18 protein-coding genes are annotated in these 18,617 nt (G+C 53.5%); all 18 read left to right on the top strand.

What is annotated here, in order from left to right; all coding sequences use genetic code 11:
- Window positions 1–175: 175 nt before the first annotated feature.
- The 18 genes from PKO01S_RS19390 to PKO01S_RS19305 all read left to right on the top strand — a co-directional run bounded on the left by PKO01S_RS19390 (window position 176) and on the right by PKO01S_RS19305 (window position 18,573).
- Complete coding sequence (locus PKO01S_RS19390; protein WP_127533097.1) at window positions 176–1,318, top strand: 3D domain-containing protein; 1,143 nt, start codon at window positions 176–178, stop codon at window positions 1,316–1,318.
- Window positions 1,319–1,458: 140 nt separating this feature from the next.
- Entirely contained in the window at window positions 1,459–2,025 is a 567-nt protein-coding gene (gene rnmV, locus PKO01S_RS19385; RefSeq protein WP_127533096.1) for a ribonuclease M5, read from the top strand.
- Window positions 2,026–2,028: 3 nt separating this feature from the next.
- The gene (gene rsmA / locus PKO01S_RS19380; protein WP_127533095.1) at window positions 2,029–2,928 is read left to right on the top strand and encodes a 16S rRNA (adenine(1518)-N(6)/adenine(1519)-N(6))-dimethyltransferase RsmA; all 900 of its coding nucleotides are present in this window, start codon (window positions 2,029–2,031) and stop codon (window positions 2,926–2,928) included.
- Between the two features lie 74 nt (window positions 2,929–3,002).
- On the top strand, window positions 3,003–3,911 hold the full coding sequence (gene yabG, locus PKO01S_RS19375) for a sporulation peptidase YabG (protein WP_127533094.1): 909 nt from the start codon (window positions 3,003–3,005) through the stop codon (window positions 3,909–3,911).
- 145 nt (window positions 3,912–4,056) lie between these two features.
- A complete protein-coding gene (veg, locus tag PKO01S_RS19370) occupies window positions 4,057–4,329 on the top strand; it encodes a biofilm formation stimulator Veg (protein ID WP_127533093.1) in 273 nt (90 codons plus the stop codon).
- A 566-nt stretch (window positions 4,330–4,895) separates the two neighbouring features.
- The gene (locus tag PKO01S_RS19365) at window positions 4,896–5,081 is read left to right on the top strand and encodes a small, acid-soluble spore protein, alpha/beta type (RefSeq protein ID WP_127533092.1); all 186 of its coding nucleotides are present in this window, start codon (window positions 4,896–4,898) and stop codon (window positions 5,079–5,081) included.
- A gap of 669 nt (window positions 5,082–5,750) precedes the next feature.
- On the top strand, window positions 5,751–6,605 hold the full coding sequence (gene ispE / locus PKO01S_RS19360) for a 4-(cytidine 5'-diphospho)-2-C-methyl-D-erythritol kinase (protein WP_127533091.1): 855 nt from the start codon (window positions 5,751–5,753) through the stop codon (window positions 6,603–6,605).
- A gap of 94 nt (window positions 6,606–6,699) precedes the next feature.
- A complete protein-coding gene (gene purR / locus PKO01S_RS19355; protein ID WP_127533090.1) occupies window positions 6,700–7,524 on the top strand; it encodes a pur operon repressor in 825 nt (274 codons plus the stop codon).
- A 95-nt stretch (window positions 7,525–7,619) separates the two neighbouring features.
- Complete coding sequence (locus tag PKO01S_RS19350; protein ID WP_127533089.1) at window positions 7,620–8,015, top strand: RidA family protein; 396 nt, start codon at window positions 7,620–7,622, stop codon at window positions 8,013–8,015.
- Window positions 8,016–8,142: 127 nt separating this feature from the next.
- Complete coding sequence (spoVG, locus tag PKO01S_RS19345; protein WP_110046107.1) at window positions 8,143–8,427, top strand: septation regulator SpoVG; 285 nt, start codon at window positions 8,143–8,145, stop codon at window positions 8,425–8,427.
- Between the two features lie 96 nt (window positions 8,428–8,523).
- Window positions 8,524–9,930 (top strand): bifunctional UDP-N-acetylglucosamine diphosphorylase/glucosamine-1-phosphate N-acetyltransferase GlmU, encoded by a 1,407-nt coding sequence (glmU, locus tag PKO01S_RS19340; RefSeq protein WP_127533088.1) that lies wholly within the window; start codon window positions 8,524–8,526, stop codon window positions 9,928–9,930.
- A 76-nt stretch (window positions 9,931–10,006) separates the two neighbouring features.
- Complete coding sequence (locus tag PKO01S_RS19335) at window positions 10,007–10,687, top strand: 50S ribosomal protein L25 (protein WP_174818595.1); 681 nt, start codon at window positions 10,007–10,009, stop codon at window positions 10,685–10,687.
- Between the two features lie 127 nt (window positions 10,688–10,814).
- Window positions 10,815–11,375, top strand: coding sequence for an aminoacyl-tRNA hydrolase (gene pth / locus PKO01S_RS19330; protein ID WP_127533086.1), 561 nt, complete (start codon window positions 10,815–10,817; stop codon window positions 11,373–11,375).
- Window positions 11,376–11,472: 97 nt separating this feature from the next.
- On the top strand, window positions 11,473–11,703 hold the full coding sequence (locus PKO01S_RS19325; protein ID WP_127533085.1) for an anti-sigma-F factor Fin family protein: 231 nt from the start codon (window positions 11,473–11,475) through the stop codon (window positions 11,701–11,703).
- 154 nt (window positions 11,704–11,857) lie between these two features.
- On the top strand, window positions 11,858–15,388 hold the full coding sequence (gene mfd, locus PKO01S_RS19320; protein ID WP_127533084.1) for a transcription-repair coupling factor: 3,531 nt from the start codon (window positions 11,858–11,860) through the stop codon (window positions 15,386–15,388).
- Window positions 15,375–16,472: a peptidylprolyl isomerase gene (locus tag PKO01S_RS19315; RefSeq protein ID WP_127533083.1), complete on the top strand. Its 1,098-nt coding sequence runs from the start codon at window positions 15,375–15,377 to the stop codon at window positions 16,470–16,472. Before mfd ends, PKO01S_RS19315 begins: the two co-directional genes overlap by 14 nt.
- A gap of 180 nt (window positions 16,473–16,652) precedes the next feature.
- Window positions 16,653–17,090: a hypothetical protein gene (locus PKO01S_RS19310; RefSeq protein ID WP_127533082.1), complete on the top strand. Its 438-nt coding sequence runs from the start codon at window positions 16,653–16,655 to the stop codon at window positions 17,088–17,090.
- Window positions 17,091–17,469: 379 nt separating this feature from the next.
- A complete protein-coding gene (locus PKO01S_RS19305; protein WP_127533081.1) occupies window positions 17,470–18,573 on the top strand; it encodes a peptidylprolyl isomerase in 1,104 nt (367 codons plus the stop codon).
- Window positions 18,574–18,617 lie beyond the last annotated feature (44 nt).

Genomic DNA, 18,617 nt, shown 5'->3' with positions numbered 1-18,617 from the left:
TCTGTCGACGGCTTCTTTTCTTTTTGAATAAAGCGTAAAACGTCGACATAGGGTTAATCATGGAGGTGAGTGAGAAGGAACTGGATGCGTGATTCGTCACGCCAATATACTATAGTCGCGTCAACTGTATCATGCGAGACACTCGACGGCGGGGCTATGAAGGAGGACCGAAGAAGTGGGCGTAATTCCGAAAGAGGACACCCATGGGAAACGATCATCCAGCATGTCTTTCGCATTGCGATGGAAGCATGAAAACTTGCGGTTAATTATTTTGAGTGCCATTATCTCAATCGCTATGACTTTCATGTTATTGGTGTTGTTGTACGGAACGGCTGAGAAGAGCGTCTCCGTAGTAGTGAATGGACAAGAGAGCATCGTGAAAACGAAGCAATGGGTCCTGCAACGCCTACTGGATGAACAAGCTATTACGGTTGGTGAACATGATGAGGTTTCAATGCCTCTGAATGCTGCCATCAAGGATGGAGACCGGGTCGTTATCGACCATGCTTCGTCTGTAACTGTAACGGCTGACGGCAAGACTCGGACAGTGTACACGACCGAGAGAACGGTGCAAGCGGCGATCGAGGATTTAAATATTCCGATTCGCGGATACGACAAAGTATATCCGGGCATGGATGCGGCAATAACGCCGGATTTGGCGGTTAAAGTCGTTCGCGTCGAACGTAAAGTGACGCAATCCGAGCACAAAGTTCCTTTCACGGTAGTGAAGCAGAATGATCCGACCCTCGAGTCAGGGAAGGAGAAGCTGGTGAAATCCGGCGCAGACGGACTGGTCGTCAGCCAGTTCGAGAACGTATACGAGGACGGCAAGCTGGTATCGACGACTCTCGTTGAGAAGTCGGTGAAGACGGCAGCCGTTGATAAAGTCGTTGCGGTCGGAACGAAGAAGGCGGAAGTGACGACGCTGTCGGCGAAGTCCTCTGGCGTACAGACGGTTTCGATGAAGGGCGTTACGTTCAAGTCGAAGAAAGTGCTGAAGAACGTCACGCTGACTGCTTATTCCGCTGGCGTGAAGTCGACCGGCAAGAGCGAGAACCATCCACAATACGGCATTACCGCATCCGGAACGAAAGTGAAGGAAGGACGGACGATTGCCGTTGACCCGAACGTTATTCCGATCGGGTGGTGGGTATACATCGAAGGTATCGGCTTCCGGCGGGCAGAGGATAAGGGCAGCGCGGTGAAGGGCAGCAAAATCGATGTTTATTACGACAGCGAGGATTACGCAGAGAAATTCGGCACGAAGAAGGGTTACACGGTTTACGTGATTGGACCGAACAAACCATCTTCGAGCTAATGGCTGCAAGGCTGCGTATCACATATGTATCGTATTTCGATGCTAAATATGCCATGATAAGAAGAGGCGATGCCTCTTCTTTTTGCTTGTGTACGAACAGGCATTTCAGCGGCATGCCGTAACGAAAGGAATGGCGGAACGTGATTAAAGAAATCATTGTAGTAGAAGGCAAGGACGATACGGCTGCGATCAAGCGGGCAGTCGAGGCAGATACGATTGAGACGAACGGATCTGCAGTTGGCGAAGACGTACTCCGCCGGGTCGAGCTCGCGATGCAGCGCCGCGGCGTTATTATTTTTACAGATCCTGATCATGCAGGCGAACGGATTCGGCGTATTGTTGCACAGCGCGTTCCGGGGTGCAAGCACGCTTTCCTTCCTCAAGAGGAAGCGATGTATAAGGGCGATATTGGAGTAGAAAATGCGTCGCCCGAAGCGATCCGCAAAGCGCTGGACAATGTGCGGACGGAGCAGCTTGCAGGTGAGGGCGGTTCAGTGGAAGTGACGTGGGACGATCTGATCGAAGCGGGACTCATCGTCCATCCAGAGGCGTCCATGCGTCGAGAGGTGATCGGCAAGTTGCTCGGCATCGGCTATGCGAATGGCAAGACGTTTTATAAACGGTGCGTCAGCTTCCGGATTACAAAGACCGAGTTTATTGAAGCATGGCGCGTAATGGAGCGGCAGCTGGAACAGGAGCGTGGCTAGAAGATGAGCGGAAATACGGGCAGACCGGCAGAGGTGGCAACCCCCTCGCGTACGCGGGATATTGTAAAGAAGTACGGCTTTGAATTTAAGAAGAGTCTCGGTCAGAACTTTCTGATCGATCAAAATATTTTGCACAAAATCGTATCGGCGGCAGAGCTCGACAAAACGAAAGGCGCGCTGGAGATCGGTCCAGGCATCGGTGCGCTAACCCAGCACTTGGCTGGCGCGGCAAGCCGCGTAACGGCAGTCGAAATCGATAACCGGCTGATTCCGATTCTGCGTGACACTCTTGCGGGCGAGACGAATGTTGAAGTGGTGCATGCGGATGTGCTTAAGCTTGATCTAGCGCAGCTGTTCGAAGAAAAGTTCGCTGGCTTGTCTGGCGTGAGCGTGGTCGCGAACTTGCCTTATTATGTGACGACTCCGATTCTAATGAAGCTGCTGGAGGACCGTCTTCCGCTGGAGCATATCGTCGTTATGATCCAGAAGGAAGTGGCGGACCGGATGGCGGCGAAGCCAGGCGGCAAAGAATATGGAAGCCTCAGCGTAGCGGTGCAGTATTACTGCGTCCCGAGTATCGTCTGTACGGTGCCGCATACGGTGTTCATTCCGCAGCCGAATGTCGATTCGGCCGTTATCAAGTTGACGCTGCGGGATAAGCCGGCTGTTGAGACGCCGGATGAAGCCCATTTTTTCCGTGTGGTACAAGCTTCGTTCGCACAGCGGAGAAAGACGCTCATGAACAACTTGTCTTCTTGGCTCGGCAAAGACCGCAGAGAGCAGCTGACTACGCTGCTCGGGCAGTGCGGCATCGATCCGGGACGCCGGGGAGAAACGTTGTCGCTGGATGAATTTGCGGTGCTCAGCAAGTCGCTTCATGAAGCGGGACTCGGTTTGTCTTAACAGCTGGATAGCGGCAATCGGCAGTCACCTTCTTCCGCCTTCACCCATAGGATAGACGAAGAGGTGATCTGCCCATGAAGCAAGGGGACCTGGTCGTCCGCAAATCATACGGCGGTGACGTGCTGTTCCGCATTGAATCATTACGAGATAACCAACTAGCTGTCCTGAAAGGCACGGATTATCGGCTGCTTGCGGATTCGCCGCTTCTTGACCTAGCAGTCGTGAACGATCCTGATTCCACGCAAGCATCGCAGCAAGTTCGGATCAAGGTCAAGGAATCGATGCGCCGCATGCAGGAGAAGAGACCTCCTCTTCAAGAGGATGATCCGCTCCGGCTGGCGTCGCAGACCAGTCAATCGCAATCGAACGCGAACCATCCGTTCTACGAAATGCCGGGCAAGGTGCTTCATTTGGACGGAGACAGCAATTATTTGCGCAAGAGCATGCAGTTGTATTCACAAATGAGAGTGCCGGCACACGGCGTTCACGTTCATGAAGGACAAATGCCGGAGCTGCTGTACCGGCTGCTGCCGGAGCTGAAGCCAGACATCGTCGTCATAACCGGACATGACGGCGTACTTAAGAATAGACGGCAAGAAGATCTAGGCAGCATCAGCAGCTACAAGAACTCGCAAAATTTCGTCAACGCAGTACGCGTCGCGCGCGACTACGAGAAAAACCGCGATTCGCTCGTCGTCGTAGCGGGCGCTTGCCAGTCGCATTATGAGGCGCTGCTGCAGGCGGGGTCCAATTTCGCGAGTTCACCTGGCCGTATTTTGATCCATGCGCTTGATCCGGTTTATATCGCCATCAAGGCAAGCGCGACGCCGATCCGAGAGACGATCGATCTGCCGGACGTCATTCATGGCACGATCAGCGGCATCGAAGGAATTGGAGGCGTTGAGACAATCGGCCGTCTCCGCAAAGGGCTTCCGAAGCCGAAATGGGTCAAGGCGCCAGCCACTGCAAGCACCTCTATATAAGAGGATTAGGGCAACTATCTAAATCTCTAAAATTGGTCAAAATAACTATTGACATAGAGTTTGGTTGATTGATATAATTATTAGCTTGTTTGACTTCACCTCTTCGAACCGTTATAATGGACGAGGAAAGAGGTGGTAGTGGACAATGGCAAAAAATGCGCTGTCGGAAATCAAACGCAGCTTAGAGGCCCATGTCGGTTCCAAAATTCGCCTTCGCGCCAATGGAGGCCGACGCAAGACCGTCGAACGCACCGGTGTACTGGAAGAAATCTACCCATCTGTTTTCATTGTCAAGCTGGACCAGGAAGAAAGCGCGTTTAAGCGCGTGTCATACAGTTATGCCGACATCTTGACCGAATCCGTCGAAGTGCACGTGTGCAACGAGGAAGGCCAGATTCGGATAACTTATATACAGTGAACGGATTTTGCCGAATGATCGGCACTCAAGGCGTGTTCCCCCTTAGCGCGGGAAGGCGCTTTTTTTATACACCCAAACCCTAAGAGGGCTCCAAAGGGCTCGCGCCCTCTGGACTCCCTCCTGTTTAGGGGCTCCGCCCCTCAGGCTCCCTTCTACACCCAAACCCTTAAGGGCTATTTTTCTACCCACCCAAACCCTCCCTGGAAGGGAGGGCCCCAGAGGACTCGCGCCCTCTGGACTCCCCTAGGACTATTTTAGACACTGTTGTCCGTCTCCTCGCTTTCGTCCTTTCGGACACGCTTTACTCTTTCCCGTATTTACATCCGTTTGATGCGTCCGCATCTCATTCGTTGCTCACCCCTACACTTGCTGGCTGAAGCCGCTTGCCGTCCCTTTGGGACACGCTCAACCGTGATGCCTGACCACTATGCAGGGCTTGGACTTCGTCTGGCGCCCTGAGTGTGAACGACCCGAAATGGAAACGAGATTCCCGCATGAAATAGCGGGGATGTCCGCATACTGAGGGTGTATCATGCCATAGTTCTATTTGAGGAGGAGGATGACTCATGAGCAGACGCAGACGCAGTGTAATGTCTGAAAGCTTGAAATATGAGCTTGCGAAGGATCTTGGTTTCTACGACACGGTTCAGCAGGAAGGCTGGGGCAGCATCCGCGCGAAAGACGCCGGCAACATGGTGAAACGCGCGATCCAAATGGCCGAACAAGCTGCCGCGGATAAAACAAACCGATAAACAGCGTAGCCGTTGCAGTAATCATTGCGGCAATTCAAAATAAGCGCCCCTCAGGGCGCTTATTTTGATGTACACCGATCAAGAGTCCTTCAATGTCGCTTATTTGCACAATCAACTTGGAGAACAAGCCGTCGTCAACCAAACAGGGTTCTTAAGTCTCTTTATACTGTTGCGTTCAATCGATGAATCATCAATGGGTGGTGACAGGTGAGGACGAGCGAATAAAGTGTGAGGACGACCGAATGTAACCAGGGTGCATGAACGGGGAGCTTTGCCGTGGGCGGCAAGGGCGGGCGGACGATACATAGTGAGCTAGGGTGCGTCTTAGCGGAGTCCAGAGGGCGCGAGCTCTCTGGGGCCCTCCCTTGCAGGGAGGGTTTGGGTGGGTAGAAAATAGCCCTTGAGGGCCTGGGTATAAACTCTGGTGATTGAGGGGCGAAGCCCTTAACAGGTGTCCAGAGGGCGAAGCCCTTTGGAAATCCCTCGCTTGAGGGTCTGGGTGTAAACTCGGGTGTTTGAGGGGCGAAGCCCCTTAACAGGTGTCCAGAGGGCCAGCCCTTTGGATCTCCCTTTTAGGGAGTTTTGGGTGTCCAGAGGGTACTTCCCTTTGGCATCCTTCACTTCGTTTGTTATAATAGGTGAAGTTAACCATACGAACGGGTGAAAATAATGAAAATATATGAAAAAGCTCCCGCCAAAATCAATTTGCTGCTTGATGTGCTGCGCAAACGCGAGGACGGCTTCCATGAAGTTGAAATGATTATGACGATGGTGGATCTGGCCGACCGGCTGGAGATGGAAGAACTGCAGCGCGATCAGATTATTATATCGAGCCAGGCAGGGTACATTCCGCTGGATGAGAAGAACTTGGCGTTTCAAGCGGCCAAGCTGATCAAAGACCGTTACGACGTCCGCAAAGGCGTCTATATTCACTTAGATAAGAAGATTCCTGTCGCTGCAGGTCTTGCCGGCGGATCAAGCGACGCGGCGGCAGCGCTGCGCGGCCTGAACCGTCTGTGGGGTCTGGGTATTTCGGATGAAGAGCTGTGCGTATTAGGTGCAGAGCTCGGGTCTGACGTCCCATTCTGCGTAACGGGCGGAACCGCGATCGCAACTGGACGCGGAGAGCGGCTGGAGCGGATCGACAATCCGCCGCAATGCTGGGTTGTATTGGCCAAGCCGCCAATCAACGTATCTACTGCTGACGTATACGGCAAGTTTAGAGCGTCCGAGGTCAAAGAGCATCCTTCAATGAAGGACATGCTGTCTTCGATTGCACGCGGATCGTTCACGGATATGTGCGCTTCGCTGGGCAACGTTCTGGAGGAAGTGACGCTTAAGCACTACCCGGAGGTGCTTCAGTTGAAGGAGAGCATGCAGAAGCTTGGCGCCGAAGGCGTGCTCATGTCGGGAAGCGGGCCCACCGTGTTTGGTCTCGTGTCGAAGGAAGCGAAGCTGGCACGCATCTATAACGGGCTTCGCGGCTTCTGCAAAGAAGTGTACGTGGTAAGAATGCTCACATAAATAACGGACGATTGTCCGTTTTCCTTGATTAAATCCGTATAAAAATGTTATATTGGCTTTATAATATTCGGATTTAGCGAGGAGAGGTGATTTTTTGAAAAAATTAAAACGAAGCGCTCGACTCGTGGAAATGACACAATATTTACTGAGCCGTCCCCACACGTTAATATCTCTCACCGCCTTCGCGGATCGCTATCAATCCGCTAAGTCTTCGATCAGCGAGGATTTGGCGATTATTAAAGAAGTATTCGAAGAAGAGGGCATCGGAGAACTGCATACGTTGGCAGGAGCGGCCGGAGGCGTAAAGTTTACGCCGAGAATCGGTCACGATGCGGCGATTTCAATTATTCATAATGTATGCCGCCAGTTGGAGCAGCCTGAAAGAGTGCTGCCTGGCGGCTATTTATTCATGACGGATATGCTCGGTCAGCCTGAACTGCTATCGGAGCTCGGACGGATGTTCGCGACGGCTTTCGCGAACCGGGAGATCGACGTCATTATGACGGTCGAGACGAAAGGCATTCCGCTCGCGTATGCGACGGCGGCATGCTTGAACCTGCCGGTTGTCATCGTCCGGCGCGACAATAAGGTGACGGAGGGCTCTGCCGTGAGCATCAACTACGTCTCGGGTTCCAACAAGCGAATTCAGACGATGTCGCTTGCACGCAGAACATTGAAAGAGAACGCCCGCGTTCTTATTATCGACGACTTCATGAAGGCTGGCGGTACGATTCAAGGCATGATGGATCTGCTTACCGAATTTAATGCGAAGGTAGCTGGCGTCGGCGTCTTCGTGGAATCGGGCGAGCTTGGTACGGAAGAGCGTCTGTTGGAGGATTACGTGTCGTTAGCGAAAGTGACGGCGGTTGATCTGAAGTCTAAACAGACGACGGTAGTGCAGGGAAATTTCTTCAATTAGTCTAAATCAAAAACTGTATTTACTTGATATGTTCAGCCATACATGTTGTGGGGCTGAACATATTTTAATATGGAATTATATTGGAGGTAAAAGATATGAAATTGCAACCACAATTGATCAATGCGGCTGGAGCTCCGGCTGCCATCGGACCGTATTCGCATGCGGTGAAACTGGGTAACCTGCTGTTCACATCTGGACAAATTCCGCTTGGTGCAGACGGTCAAGTTGTTGAAGGCGGCATCGAGGAACAGACTCATCAGGTGTTCCGCAATTTGCAGGCCGTCCTTGAAGCAGCGGGCGCTTCTCTGTCTGACGTCGTGAAAGCGACGGTGTTCATGAAGGATATGAACCAGTTCGCAGCGGTTAACGCAATCTATGCATCGTACTTTGGCGACCATAAACCAGCTCGCTCGGCGGTTGAGGTTGCGCGCCTGCCGAAAGACGTTCTTGTCGAAATCGAATTGATTGCATCGACTACTGTCGAACAATAGCGAAAAGTTTTCAAGCTGAAAAAAAATTTATATAAAGAGCATAAGTTTACCAAAAAAACAGGAGGAATTTGCTCTAATGTGTGGAAGTATACACCAAGTCCTTGAGAGGCAAAGGTGGTGAACACAAGTGCAAATTACAGATGTCAGACTCCGACGTGTAAACTCGGAGGGCCGAATGAAGGCCATCGCTTCGATTACCATTGACAATGAATTCGTCGTTCACGATATTCGCGTTATCGACGGCAACAATGGCATGTTCGTTGCAATGCCAAGCAAACGGACTCCGGATGGAGAATTCCGGGATATCGCTCACCCGATTTCTTCGACCACCAGGGAGAAAATCCAAGCTGCTGTACTCGCTGAGTACGAGCGTGCTGCTGCGGAAGAAGAGGTTATTGAAGAAGGAGCGTAATAATGAGACGAAGAGAGCCTGCGGGCTCTCTTTTCTTTTACATACGGATAGGCTATATTCTATAGAGATTATGTGTACCAATAGGGGGTAAATGTTGTGAAACTGATTGCGATCGTGCTTGCAGCTGGACAGGGCAAGCGGATGAAATCGAAGCTATATAAAGTTCTCCATCAAGTGTGCGGCAAACCGATGGTCGAGCACGTGCTCGATACGGTCGATGCATCGGCATGCGAGCGGAAGGTCGTCGTCGTCGGACACGGCGCGGAGCTTGTGAAGGCGACGCTTGGCGACCGTGCGGAATTCGTTCTGCAGGCGGAACAGCTTGGCACGGGCCATGCGGTTCAGCAGGCGGCTTCGCTCGTGGGCGATGAGGAAGGCACGACAGTCATCCTGTATGGCGATACGCCTCTCGTCACGTCGGAGACGATCGGCAGGCTTCTCGAGCAGCATACAGCGGTTATGGCAGCGGCAACGGTACTGACAGCGGTCGTTCCGAACCCGCAAGGACTTGGACGTATCGTGCGCGGCGAGAACGGCGAAGTACTGCGCATCGTTGAGCAGAAGGACTGCTCGCCAGAGGAAGCAGCAATTACGGAAATCAATACAGGCATGTACTGTTTCGATAACCGCAAGCTGTTCGAAGCGCTCAAGTCGGTGAAAAACGAAAACGCTCAAGGCGAATATTATTTGACGGACGTACTTGAGATATTACGCGTTGCGGGCGAGACGGTCGGCGCTTATGTGGCAGCTGATTTTGCAGAAGGCATCGGCGTGAATGACCGCGTCGGCCTGGCGGAAGCGGAGCAGCTAATGCGTGCACGCATCGTACGCCAGCACCAAATCAATGGTGTCACGGTTATCGATCCATCCTCGACCTATATTGAAGCGGACGTCGTCATCGGCGCGGATACGATCGTACATCCGGGGACGGTGCTTAGAGGCGGTACGGTCATTGGCGAAGATTGCATCATTGGTCCTCAAGCGGATCTGACGAATGTAACGGTCGGCAACGGCGTATCGGTCAAATATTCGGTCGCAGCCGATGCAGAGATCGGCGATAACAGCTCTGTAGGTCCGTTCGCTTATTTGCGTCCGGGCTCGAAGCTGGGCCAAGATTGCAAGATCGGCGATTTCGTCGAGCTCAAAAATGCGACGCTTGGCGATGGCAGTAAAGTATCGCATCTGAGCTATGTCGGCGACGCAGTCGTCGGCAAGGACGTCAATATCGGCTGCGGCGCGATTACGGTCAATTACGACGGTTTCAATAAGTCGGTTACCGAGATCGGCGACAACGCCTTTATCGGCAGCAACGTCAACCTGATTGCTCCGGTGAAGGTCGGCGATGGCGCCTACGTGGTGGCGGGCTCGACAATCACGCAAGACGTGCCGGCGAATGATCTGGCGATCGCGCGCGTACGCCAGGAGAACAAACCAGGCTATGCGGACAAAATCCGTTCACGCGCGAAGTCGAAGAAGGAACGGCTGAGCAAATCGGATAAATAACGGCTAATAGGTAAGTCTAATGAGGAATCAGTCTGCTGCTGCTAACGAGGGCGGACTCTCGAAGGAGGATTCCGAATTGGGCATTCCATTACCTGTTGAAACAAGAGCAACGCATACGAAGCGAGAGCTGAAAGAGCTGCGCCGGCAGGGTAAAGTACCGGGTGTTGTTTACGGTACGGGCCTCAAGACGCCAACACCGATTGCGCTGGCTGAGCGTGATCTTCTGCCGCTGCTTCGCTCTCATCCGAACGCTGTGCTGGACGTCGCCATACCGGGCGGCTTCACGGAGCCGGTCATCATCTCCGAAGTACAGCGCGATCCGCTCACGCATAAGGTCGTTCATATCGATCTGCATAAGATCAATATGAATGAGAAGCTGAAGACGCATGTCCGGCTGGAAGCTGTCGGGGACAGCACCGGCGTTCGCGAGGGCGGCATCCTGACGCTTCTTATGCATGAGCTGGAGATCGAGGTGCTGCCGAGCCAACTGCCGGAAGTGATCGAGGTCAACATTTCTTCACTCGGTATCGGCGAGAGCGTGCTCGTAAGCGATTTGGCGCTTCCGGCGGGCGTAACCGCCCGTTCTGACGCCGATATGGTCGTCGTGACGGTGCTGATGCCGCAGAAAGATCTAACGGCAGAAGAAGCGGAGGCGCAGGCCATCGAGGCGCACGAAGCCGAATCGCGTTCGAAGGCGGCGAAGATGCAAGAGGTTAAGACCGGCGTCGGCGGCGAGTCCGTGTTCCAAGGAACGTAACCGGGAATGCAAGAGCATGTGCAAGGCAAGGCTGCTGCGGCAGCCTTTTTTGTCATGAATAGAGGATTCCGGCTCTCGTCTGTTGTAATCCATAGAATATTGCAATTATAGGAGTGAAGCGTTCGTCATGAAATGGATCGTAGGGCTGGGCAATCCCGGCACGAAATATCAGAATACGCGCCATAACGTCGGATTTATGGCTGTCGATACACTCGCCAAGCGGTGGGGAATCAGTGTGACGCAGAGCAAATGCAAGGCGCTGATCGGTGAAGGCAATGTCGGCGGAACGAAAGTAGCGCTCATCAAGCCGATGACTTATATGAATCTGTCGGGCGAGACGGTAAGAGCTTATATGGATTATTACAAGGTGCCGCTAGAGGATCTCATCGTCATCTATGACGACTTGGATACGGAATTGGGCCGCATTCGTCTTCGATATCAAGGAAGTCCAGGCGGCCATAACGGCATCAAATCCATTATTCAGCATGTCGGCACACAGACGTTCAATCGGATTCGGATGGGTATTACGCGCCCGCAGCCGGGCGGCAATATTGCGGACTATGTGCTGGACAATTTCGCGAAGGCAGAGCAGGATAAGCTGGCAACGATGATTGAGCAGACCTGTGATGCGGCCGAATTCGCGCTGAAGGCGACGTTCGAGCAGACGATGGCGAAGTTCAACGGGTAGCAGAGCGGATGTCTAGCCAGCTTCCGAAGTTCGATCGTTATAACCGGGCCAAATGGGGCATACTGGTGCGTATAACGATTGTTCAGGAGGCATACATATGGCTGTGAACTATATTTGCCGGCACTGCCGGACTTCGGTTGGCTCGATCGACAACAGTACGGTAACGGAGCAGCAGCTCGGTTTCCATTTCTTGACCCCTGAGGAGCGCAGCGATATAATAGCGTATAATCCGAACGGGGACGTCATTGTTAACGTAGTTTGTGATTATTGCCGTGAAGCAATTGAAGCGAATCCGGAGCTCGTGCTCCAGTCGAATCCGCTCCAATAGTCCGGTAACGAGATTCAGCCTTGGCCCAGGCATCTGAAGGGCTGAGGCTTCTTTGTGTGTTTATCGTGATGCGGTGTGAAGGCGGCGATCCTGCCAGAGAAGTTCAGCAGAATATGCCTTGGACTTGTGCCGCAGAAAGAAGGTGCCGTTTACTTTGAAAGCGTTAATTCAGGCTTTTGCCGCGGATGCGGATTACCAGACGGTGCTCTCAGGCGTAACGACGGGCATGCGGGAACAGCTCATATCCGGCCTTGCCGGTTCCTCCCGCCAAGTGCTCGTATCGGCGCTCCGAACTGATCTGGACCGTCCGATGCTGGTTGTGACCCACAATATGTTCGCTGCCCAGAAAATCGCCGAGGATTTGCAGGAAATGCTGCCTGCCGGCGATGTCCTTCTCTATCCCGCTAACGAATTGGTAGCGGCCGAAGCGGCGGTCTCGAGTCCCGAGACGCTTGCACAGCGCATTGATGCGCTCATTCGGTTGTCCCAAGGGTTTCGCGGGATTGTCGTCGTTCCGTTCAGCGGCGTACGCCGCTACTTGCCTGTTAAGGGAGTTATGGCAGAGGCTCAAATCAGCCTAGCTGAAGGCGAGACGATGCCGATGGAGCAATTCCTTCGTCTCATGACCGGCATCGGTTACGAGCGCGTCGACCGCGTTGAGTCGAAAGGCGAGATGAGCGTAAGGGGCGGCATTGTCGACTTCTATCCGCTTACGTCGCCGGTGGCCTGCCGTGTCGAGTGGTTCGACGACGAGATCGATTCGATCCGGACGTTCGACCCTGCCGACCAGCGCTCGCTTGAACGGCTGAAGTCGTTCGTTGTGACGCCGTGCCGCGAGCTTCCGGCTGACGAGCGCCGATTCAAGACCGCTGCTTCGCAGGCAGCCGATCTGCTCGAGAAGCAGTTGGACCGGATGGCCGACCGCACGGCGAAGGAACGGCTGCGCGGCGAGATCGGCAGCGAGATGGAGAAGCTGCGGGAAGCGCAATATTTTAGCGAGATGTATAAGTATGTCTCCTTGCTCTATCCGGAGCGTCAGACGCTTCTCGACTATCTCCCGGCGGATACGCTGCTTATTCTGGATGAGCCGCTGCGGCTAATTGAGACAGCGCGCCAACTGGAGCGGGACGAAGCCGAGTGGGCGACTCATCTGCTCTCGCACGGCAAGTCGCTGCCTGGTCTGGCGCTTGCCCGCGACACGGATGAGATTCTGCACCACCGGGCGTTCCAGACCGTGTTCTTATCGCTGTTCCTGCGTCAGATCCCGCATACGCAGCCGCAGAACATACTGAACTTCATGTGCCGGGCGACGCAAAATTTCCACGGGCAGATGAACGTGCTGAAGTCGGAGATGGACCGCTGGAAGAAAGCGGGCGCGACCGTCATGATGCTGGCGGGAAGCGCGGAGCGGATGGACCGGATGCGCCGGGTGCTGCACGATTACGGCATCGAGCCGCCTTCGCTCATCGAAGGCAATCTGCAGGCCGGATTCGAGCTGCCATCAATTCACTTGGTCGTCATTACCGAGGGTGAGATGTTCTCGCAGAAGCAGCGCAAGGCGACCCGCGTCGATAAGAAGATCGATAACGCGGAGCGGATTAAGAGTTATACCGAGCTGAAGGTAGGAGACTATGTCGTTCACCAGAACCATGGCATCGGCAAGTATCTCGGCATCGGCACGCTCGAAATCGGCGGCATTCATAAAGATTATATGCACATCATGTATGCGGGCGGCGACAAGCTGTCCGTCCCGATCGAGCAGATCGACATGATCCAGAAATACGTCGGCTCGGAAGAGAAAGAGCCGAAAATTTATAAGCTTGGCGGCAATGAATGGGCTCGGGTGAAAACAAAGGTCCGCTCTTCGGTCAAGGATATCGCAGACGAGTTGATCAAGCTGTACGCGGACCGTCAATCCAGCCCAGGCTTCGCGTTCGGGGAGGACACGCCATATCAGCAGGAGTTCGAGGCGATGTTCCCGTACGACGAGACGCGTGACCAGCTGCGGGCAATCGATGAAATCAAGAAGGACATGGAGATGACCCGGCCGATGGACCGGCTGCTGTGCGGCGACGTCGGATACGGCAAGACAGAGGTGGCTGTTCGGGCGGCGTTCAAGGCAGCGATCGAGGGCAAGCAGGTGGCCATACTTGTCCCGACGACGATTCTTGCTCAGCAGCATTACGAGACGTTCCGCGAGCGGTTCTCGGGTTATCCGTTCAAGGTGCAGGTGCTGTCGCGTTTCCGCTCCCGCAAGGAGCAGACCGACACGATGAAGGGAATTAAAGAGGGCACGGTCGATATCGTCATCGGTACGCACCGGCTGTTGTCGCAAGACATCGTGTTCAAGGATCTCGGACTGCTCATCGTGGACGAGGAGCAGCGGTTCGGCGTATCGCATAAGGAGAAGCTGAAGCGGCTGAAGACGAACGTCGACGTGCTGACGCTGACGGCGACACCGATTCCGCGGACGCTCCATATGTCGATGCTCGGCGTGCGCGATCTGTCCGTCATCGAGACGCCTCCGGAGAACCGGTTCCCTGTGCAGACCTACGTGCTCGAATACAGCGCAGCGCTCGTTCGGGAAGCTGTAGAGCGCGAGTTGGCGCGCGGAGGCCAGGTGTACTACTTGTACAACCGGGTGCAGGGCATCCATCAGATGGCCGATCAGATCAAAGCGCTCGTACCGGATGCCAGAGTAGCTGTAGGGCATGGCCAGATGTCCGAGCAGGAGCTGGAGAAGACGATTCTCGATTTCCTCGACGGGGAATCGGATGTGCTCGTCAGTACGAGCATTATCGAGACGGGCGTCGATATTCCGAACGTCAATACGCTGATCGTACACGATGCGGACAAAATGGGCCTGTCCCAGCTGTACCAGCTCCGCGGACGGGTAGGCCGGTCCAACCGGATCGCTTATGCCTACTTCACCTATCAGCGGGACAAGGTATTGACCGAGGTCGCCGAGAAACGGCTGCAGTCGATTAAGGAATTTACGGAGCTCGGCTCCGGCTTCAAGATCGCGATGCGCGACCTTGCGATCCGCGGCGCTGGCAACCTGCTTGGCGCGGAGCAGCATGGCTTCATCGCGTCGGTCGGCTTCGATCTCTATTCGCAGATGCTTGCAGATGAAGTAGCCGCACGCAAGTCGCAGCTTGACGGGGCGCCGCCTGCGGAAGAACGGAAAGTATCGACGATGATTGATCTCAGTCTCGACGCTTATCTGCCTTCGGATTATATTTATGACAGCATTCAGAAGATTGAAATCTATAAGAAGGTGGCCGGTATCCGCGTGCTAGCGGAAGCAGAGGATCTCCGCGAAGAGCTCGTCGACCGGTTCGGCGACTTGCCGCTTGCGGTCGAGAATTTGCTTGCGGTCTCCCGCCTGAAGACGTACGGGGCGGAGTATGGCATCGAGCAGATTTCGCAGAAAGCCGACGACTGGACGCTTAAGATTGCTGTTAGAGAAGCAGCGCGAATCGACAAGAAGAAGGTTGATCTGCTCTGCGTGAAATATGAGAACCGGTTCAAACGGTTCGAAGATGAAGCCAGCGGACAGCCGATGATTCTGCTGAGGGGCAAAGGCTTAACGGCAGAGCAGAAGCTGGAGCTGCTGGAGAAATTTCTTGAAGACTATCAAGAGGCGTTGAAATCGAAGGGAGCACTCCAAGATGTTGCACAATAATTCGTTAGCGCGCCGTTCCGGCTTCCGCGGTTTGACCGCGGGCCTGGCACTGCTGCTGGCGCTGGCTGTTCTGGTGACGGCTTGCGGCAAGAAGGAAGACGACAAGAAAGCGCCTGGCTCGGGCGAAGGCACCGTAATCGCCGAATACAAGGAAGGCGGGAAGGTGACGGACAAGGAATTCGACCGTTATCTCGGATTCCTGTCGATTGTCAATTCGCAAGCGCAAGCGGTGCTCGGCGTCAGCAGCATTCGCGAGCAGTTTTTGAAAGAATATATCGGTTACAGAGTTCTCTATGCTCGCGCAGACGAGAAAGCGAAGGACGCGGCGAAGGCGGACGTCAAAACGTTTATCGATCAGTTCAAGCAAGCGTCTGACAGCAGCGAAGAGATGAAGGCCGAGATGAAGAAGTCCGGCCTAACGACCAAAGATGCGGAATGGTTCTACCGGATGATTGTCACAGTTATGGAGAACTCCGAGCAGCAAGTAACGGATGCGGAAATCAAAGCTTCGTACGACAAGGCGCCGGCTGATTTCAATAACGTAACATTGCGGCATATTCTGATCGGCTTCAAAGATCCGGAGACGGATAAGGAGAAGTTGACGAAGCCGGATGCGCTGAAGAAAGCGGAAGAAGTGAAGCAGAAGCTGGAGTCGGGCGGCGATTGGACTGCGCTTGCGAAGGAATACTCGGATGACGAGGGTTCGAAGGAAACGGGCGGATTGTACGAGAACAAGGAGCCTCGCATTTGGGTGGATGCTTTCAATAAGGCAGCCAACACGCAGGAAATCGGCAAGATCGGCAACCCTGTCGAGACGGAGTACGGTTACCACGTGATCAAAGTCGAGAAGCGGGAGACGCGCACGTGGGAGCAAGTGCCGCAGGCGACGAAGGACGAGCTTCGCCGTTCGGCTTCGACTGCGAAGCTGAATGAGTTCATGGAGAAGGAACTGCCAGGCTTGATTACGAAGATGGAGCTCCCGAAGGACGAAGCAGCGGCAGGTGAGGCTGATAAAGCAGCCGAGGGTGCTGGACAAGCCGGCACCGGCACAAGCGAAGAGAAGAAGGACGAGAGCGCGAAGTAAAGGCAACGGAGACAAGCCAGCGAGCAGATGAAGGTCTGCTTGCTGGCTTTTTTGCAAACGGGCGGTAGAGTCATCCCTTACTTTAAGCAGGAATATATTTGTGAAGGAGATTAATTGAAAATTGTGTGTAGGTTCCGAAAATGCTTTCTTTCGGGAATGAATCTCTTCAAAGGAGTTGCTATGAAAAAAATAACAACCATTCTTGTGGCCTGCTTATTGTTGTTGTCTGCTGCTGCCGCTTGCTCGAATAAACAAGAAATAAAACGCGACAAGCTCTATCATTTCTCCGGTGTCGTTACAAGCGTAGTAAAGGCGAATGGTAAGTCGACAAGTGACATTAAAGAGCGTTTTTACTTAACGTTAGACCATTTCTATCCTGCCGGAAAGCCGTTCGAAACCTATAACGGAATGTTTAATGATGCGTCTACTGACGTTAAGAATAATCGGTACATTTCAATCACCGATAACACGAGAATTTATAAGTTCGTGGTGGACGGAATCAAAGAGGAAATTACTGCTGCTGAGCTGGAGAAGAATCGAGACAAAACGGTGGAGTTTTGGGTGTTTCCTTATGGGAATATGCTTGAAGCAATGGAGATAGATCTGTTGAACAAATGAGTCCGGTCAAACAGATTAGCGCATCCAGCACAACGACGCGAAGGCCGTCCCGGTACAACAAGGGGCGGCCTTCGACGTTGCCGCGCCAATCGTCAATATGAATTTCCACAAGGTAACATATCTCCTTTAAGGAATGATTAAGGTTGGTAGTGTAGGATGCTTATTAATATAGTTTCTAAGTAGGCGTAACAAGTGAGGGCGGCAGTCGGCGACAGGATCAGTTTCCCATCGCAAAGGCCTTCGGCGTTGCCGCGTCATTCATCAGCATGAGTTTCCAATAGGTAACAATAGTTGCTATGAATCGGTGCGGGGATGAATAGCCAACCCTATTGTAATCTGATACAATACAAGAAGTTGACATTTTGAAAGGGGATTCATAATGAAACAGACTACTCGTGTTTCCGCATGGCGTCGCAGTTTTCTCCTTGCAGCGGCCTTGCTTCTCATCCTGTCTGCGCTAGCGGCTTGCGGCAAGAAAAACTCGACTTCCGGAGCGGGAAGCGATACGGTCATTGCAACGTATAAAGGCGGTCAAGTAACAGAAAGCGAGTTCAACAAATATACAACGTTCTACTCGATGTTCGACCAATCGTTCGCGATGTACCTGAGCATTCCAGAGGCGAAGGAGCAATACCTGAAGGAGTATGTCGGCTACAAGGTGCTCTTCGATCGGGCAACTGAAGAGAATAAGAAAGCAGCCGATGCGGATCTGGACAAGTTCGTCGAGCAATTCAACCAATCGATGAAGGACAATGCGGAACTGAAGAAGACGGTGGACGCGGCTGGCTTGACGGCAGAGGACGCTAAAAACTTCTATCACCAAATCGTTACGATTCGCAAGTATTGGGAAAGCGGCACGACGGATGCAGATATGAAAGCCGAGTACGAGAAGAACCCAGGGAACTACAATCTCGTTAGCGTTCGACACGTTCTGATCGGTACGGTTGATCCGCAGACCGGCGCGGAGAAGCGTAAGGAAGACGAAGCGCTCAAGATCGCGAAAGAAGTGAAAGCGAAGCTTGATGCAGGCGGCGACTGGACGGCGCTGGCGAAGCAATATTCCGACGACGACGGCTCGAAAGAGAAAGGCGGCTTGTACGCGGACGTGAACCCGAACGACTGGGTAGAAGCGTTCAAGCAAGCGGCGTTGACGCAGCCGGTCGGCCAGATCGGTGAACCGGTGTTGAGCCAATTCGGCTACCATGTCATCAAGGTCGAGAAGCGTGACAGCAAGAAGTATGAAGAGCTCGCTGCCGATGCGAAAGAGCAAGTGAAGACGGGCGCGATCAATACGAAGATGAACGACTTCATGACGAATGAACTGCCGTCGATCATCGAGAAGATCAATCTGCCGAAAGCAGAAACGCCTGCTGCATCTGAGGATGCAAAGAAGGACGGCGCGGCGGCTGGCGATGCAGCGAAAGACGACGCGTCGAAGGACGCCGGAACGAAAGACAGCGGCGCAGCCGAGACGAGCAAATAAGCAGTTGTTGAATAAAGAGAACGTCCCTTTGCCGCAGATGCGGA

The organism is Paenibacillus kobensis NBRC 15729 (assembly GCF_004000825.1).
Taxonomy (GTDB): Bacteria; Bacillota; Bacilli; order Paenibacillales; family Paenibacillaceae; genus Paenibacillus_T; species Paenibacillus_T kobensis.
This window is presented reverse-complemented; position numbering and strand designations above follow the sequence as displayed.